The organism is Nocardioides sp. (genome assembly GCF_051876515.1).
Classification (GTDB): Bacteria; Actinomycetota; Actinomycetes; order Propionibacteriales; family Nocardioidaceae; genus Nocardioides.
In genome coordinates this window covers 5659-10117 of the sequence record NZ_JBJEHY010000133.1, presented here as the reverse complement: position 1 = coordinate 10117, position 4459 = coordinate 5659, and the positions used below count along the sequence as shown (strand labels likewise).

2 protein-coding genes and 2 pseudogenes are annotated in these 4459 nt (G+C 74.1%); 3 read left to right on the top strand and 1 reads right to left on the bottom strand.

Annotation, left to right across the window (positions count from 1 at the left end; translation table 11 throughout):
- The 3 genes and pseudogenes from ACI379_RS09755 to ilvA all read left to right on the top strand — a co-directional run.
- Nucleotides 1–180: pseudogene (locus ACI379_RS09755) on the top strand (elongation factor Tu); the annotation flags it as partial.
- Nucleotides 181–261: 81 nt separating this feature from the next.
- Nucleotides 262–2817, top strand: coding sequence for an ATP-dependent helicase HrpB (gene hrpB / locus ACI379_RS09750; protein WP_439791883.1), 2556 nt, complete (start codon nucleotides 262–264; stop codon nucleotides 2815–2817).
- A 33-nt stretch (nucleotides 2818–2850) separates the two neighbouring features.
- Entirely contained in the window at nucleotides 2851–4143 is a 1293-nt protein-coding gene (gene ilvA, locus ACI379_RS09745) for a threonine ammonia-lyase IlvA (RefSeq protein WP_439791882.1), read from the top strand.
- A gap of 13 nt (nucleotides 4144–4156) precedes the next feature.
- On the opposite strand, the pseudogene ACI379_RS09740 reads toward ilvA, so the two are convergent.
- Nucleotides 4157–4459: pseudogene (locus tag ACI379_RS09740) on the bottom strand (hypothetical protein); the annotation flags it as partial.

Sequence of the window (4459 nt, the reverse complement as noted above, 5' to 3'; positions counted from 1 at the left end):
ACGGACGTGACCGGCGTCGTGACCCTCCCCGAGGGCACCGAGATGGTCATGCCCGGCGACAACACGGAGATGACTGTCGAGCTCATCCAGCCCATCGCCATGGACGAGAACCTCAAGTTCTCGATCCGTGAGGGTGGCCGCACCGTTGGTGCCGGTCGCGTCACCAAGATCATCAAGTGATCTTCTGACTGACCTCGCGAGGCCCCGGACCGAACAGGTCCGGGGCCTCGTGCCATTTCGTGATCCGGAAGAATGCCCAGCGTGAGCGACCGCTTCGACCTCGACCGCATCGGCGCGGGGCTCCCCGTCGCCGAGGCGCTGGCGGACCTGGTGCAGGCGCTGGCCCTCCCGGGCTCGGCAGCGGTGGTCGAGGCTCCTCCGGGCAGCGGCAAGACGACGCTCGTGCCGCCGGCCCTGGCCAACCTGGTCCCCGGACGCGTGGTCGTCACCCAACCGCGACGGGTCGCGGTCCGCGCCGCCGCACGCCGCCTGGCCCAGCTGGACGGATCCGCCCCGGGAGACCGGGTGGGGTGGTCCGTACGCGGGGAGCGGGTGGTCTCGCGGGCGACGGTCGTCGAGTTCGTGACCCCCGGACTCCTGGTCCGTCGGCTGCTGGCCGACCCGGACCTCCCCGGCGTCTCCGCCGTCCTGCTCGACGAGGTGCACGAGCGTCAGCTGGACACCGACCTGCTGGTGGGCCTGCTCGGTGAGGTGAGGCAGCTGCGCGACGACCTGACCCTCGTCGCCATGTCCGCCACCCTCGACGCGGGCCGGTTCGCGGACCTGCTCGGCGACGCCTCCACCCCGGTTCCGCGCATCAGCGCTCCGTGGGCGCTGCACCCCCTCGAGGTCGAGTGGGCGCCGTACGCCGCAGGCCGGACCGACGAGCGGGGCGTACGGAGGGAGTTCCTCGACCACGTCGCAGACCGGACCGCCCGGGCGTACCGTGCGGCGCTGGCCGAGGAGCCGTCCGCCGACGCGCTCGTGTTCGTGCCCGGCGCCCGGGAGGTCGCGCACGTGGCGTCGGCGCTGCGTGACGAACTGCCGGACGTCGACGTACTCGAGCTGCACGGCGGCGCCGACGCGGCCGAGCAGGACCGCGCCGTGGCCGGGCGGACACCCGCCGACGGGCAGCGTGTCGTGGTCTCGACCGCGCTGGCCGAGTCGTCCCTCACCGTGCCCGGCGTGCGCCTCGTCGTGGACGCCGGACTGTCGCGCGAGCCACGCCGCGACGCCGCCCGCGGGATGTCGGGGCTGGTCACCGTCACCGCCTCGCGCGACGCCTGCGTGCAGCGGGCGGGTCGCGCCGCGCGTACCGGACCGGGGCGGGTGGTCCGCTGCTACGACGAGCGGACGTTCACCGCTGCCCCCGCCCACGTCACGCCCGAGGTGCTGACGGCCGACCTGACGGGACTTACGCTGCAGCTGGCCGCCTGGGGGACACCCCGCGGTGCCGGGTTGAGGCTGCCGGACCCTCCGCCCTCGTCGGCCCTCGACTCCGCGGAGTCGACGCTGCGCGCCCTGGGCGCTCTCGACGCGCGCGGGGCCATCACGGCGTCCGGTCGACGGCTCGCGTCGATGCCCGTGGACCCGCGGTGGGGACACGCGCTCGAGGAGGCCGCTGATGTCCACGGTGCCACCGCCGCCGCGCGGGCGGTCGCCGCGGCGAGCGGCCAGGTGCGGCACCGGGGCGCCGACCTTGCCGCGACCCTGCGCGACCTCGAGGGCGGCCGTCACCCGTACGCGTCGACCTGGCGTCGGGAGGCGTCCCGGCTGGAGCGTCTGGTCGCCAGGGACGGGGCCGCGACGGACGCTGCGCCGGGAGGGGCGGCGGGTGCGCTCGGGGCCGTGGTCGCGGCGGCCTGGCCCGAACGTCTTGCCCGGCGGGTCGCCGACCGGACGTACCTCCTGGCCCAGGGCACCCGTGCGGCGCTGCCGAGTGACAGCCCGCTGATCGGGGCGGCGTGGGTCGCCGTGGCCGACGTCGCCCGGGCCCCGGGGCGCGAGGCCGACGGCACCGGCGCTGTCGTACGGGCCGCCGTAGCCCTCGACGAGGAGGCGGCGCTCGACCTGGCGGGTGACCTGCGCAAGCTCCAGGACGTGGTCGAGCTCGACACGGGCAGGATGCGCGCACGGCGGGTGGACCGCGTCGGCGCCATCGAGCTGAGCGCCACGCCTGTACGCCTCGACGCCGCGAGCGCCACCCCGGCGGTGGCCGACGCCCTGGCCCGCAACGGCCTCGGGCTGCTGCACTTCGAGGAGGCCGCTGACGGGTTGCGACGCCGGCTGGCGTTCCTGCACGTCCACCTGGGCTCTCCGTGGCCAGCCGTGGACGACGAGAGCCTGCTGGCGCGCTGGGAGGAGTGGCTGGCGCCCGAGGTGCGACAGATCGCCGAGGGGGTCCCCCTGGACCGGGTACGGCTCCTGGACGCGGTGCGCCGGCTCCTCCCGTGGCCGGCGGCCTCGCAGCTGGACGACCTCGCGCCCGAACGGCTGCGGGTGCCGTCCGGTGGGTCGGCCGCCGTCGAGTACCCCGAGGTCGGGCACGACGGACCGCCGGTCGTACGGGTCAAGCTGCAGGAGTGCTTCGGGCTGTCGCAGAGCCCGACGGTGGCCGGGGTGCCCGTGCTGTTCCACCTCCTCTCGCCGGCCCGACGGCCGCTGGCCGTGACCGACGACCTCGCCAGCTTCTGGGCGGGGCCGTACGCGCAGGTGCGCGCGGAGATGCGCGGCCGCTACCCCAAGCACCCGTGGCCGCAGGACCCCGCCACGGCGCAGGCGACCGCGCTGACCAACCGCAGGCTGGACCGTGGCTGAAGCCACCCGGTCCGACCCCCGTACGCTTGACCGGTGAGTACCGCCGAACTGTCCGCCGCCGGTGTCGAGTCAGCCGTGGAGGTCCTCGCCCCGATCGTGCACCGCACGCCGCTCGAGCACAGCCCCCGGCTGAGCCAGAAGCTCGGCGTCCCCGTGCTGCTCAAGCGGGAGAACCGGCAGGTCGCCCGGTCGTACAAGTCGCGCGGCGCCTACCACGCGATCCAGGGACTCACCCCCGAGGAGCAGGCGCGCGGCGTGGTCTGCGCGTCCGCCGGCAACCACGGGCAGGGCGTCGCGTTCAGCTGCGCCCGCCTCGGCATCAAGGGTCGGGTGTACGTCCCCGGCAACACCCCGCGTCAGAAGCGCCAGCGGATCCTCGCCCTCGGCGGGGAGTGGGTCGAGCTGGTGGTGGCCGGCTCCTCGTACGACGAGGCGGGCGCCGCAGCCACGGCTGACGCGGAGCGCACGGGTGCCGTCTTCGTGCACCCCTTCGACGACGCCGCCACCATCGTCGGTCAGGGCACCGTGGCCGTCGAGGTGGTCGAGCAGGCCGCGGCGATGGGTTACGACGTCGGTCAGGTCGTCGTCCCCGTCGGTGGTGGCGGGCTGGTGAGCGGCATGGCGCTGTGGCTGGACGAGCGCCACCCCGAGATCCGCGTCGTCGGTGTCGAGCCGGCCGGTGCCGCCAGCATGACGGCGGCGCTCGAGGCGGGGGAGCCGGTGCGGATCGACCACATCGACACCTTCGTGGACGGTGCCGCCGTGGGTCTGGCCGGTGCGACCACGTTCCCGCTGGTGCGCGACCACGTCGACGAGGTCGTCACGGTCGCCGAGGGCGCCGTGTGCACCGAGATGCTCGAGCTGTACCAGGTCGAGGGGATCATCGCCGAGCCCGCCGGAGCGCTGGCCAGCACGTACGCGGTGGCCCTCGATCCCGCGGAGGCGGCCCGGGTGTGCGGTGGCGGTGGGGCACGTCCCAAGGCGCTGGTCTGCATCGTCTCGGGTGGCAACAACGACGTCAGCCGGTACAGCGAGATCGTCGAGCGCTCCGCACTCCACGAGGGGCTGCGCCACTACTTCCTGGTGACCTTCCCCCAGGAGCCCGGCGCCCTGCGCTACTTCCTCGAGCGCGTGCTGAGCGACGGCGAGGACATCGTGGTCTTCGAGTACGTGAAGAAGAACAACCGTGAGACCGGTCCGGCCCTGGTCGGCATCGAGATCGACTCGCCCGCGCTGCTCGAGCCCATGCTGGAGCGGATGGAGGCCAGCCCGATGACGATCGAGCGGGTGCCGCCCGGCTCCCCGCTCTTCACGTTCCTCTTCTGAGGGTCGCCACACCTCAGGCAGTTCGCAGACCGGGCGCCGCTGGCGCAGCGCGGAGGGCCTCGTGCACGGTCGAACTGCCTGAGCCGTTGCGCAGCGCCACCACGTCCGTCAGGACCTCATGCAGGTGCTGCGCGTCGAACATCGCCTCCTCCCAGGTGAAGCGCACCACCAGCAGTCCGCGCCGCGTGCACTCGGTGTAGCGGCGGACGTCGCGGGCGAGCCCGGCCCGGGTGCCGTGGAACTCGAAGGACTCGGCCTCGATCACCAGACCCAGGTGACGGTCCAGCAGGTCGACCCAGCCGACGCCCGGCACCTC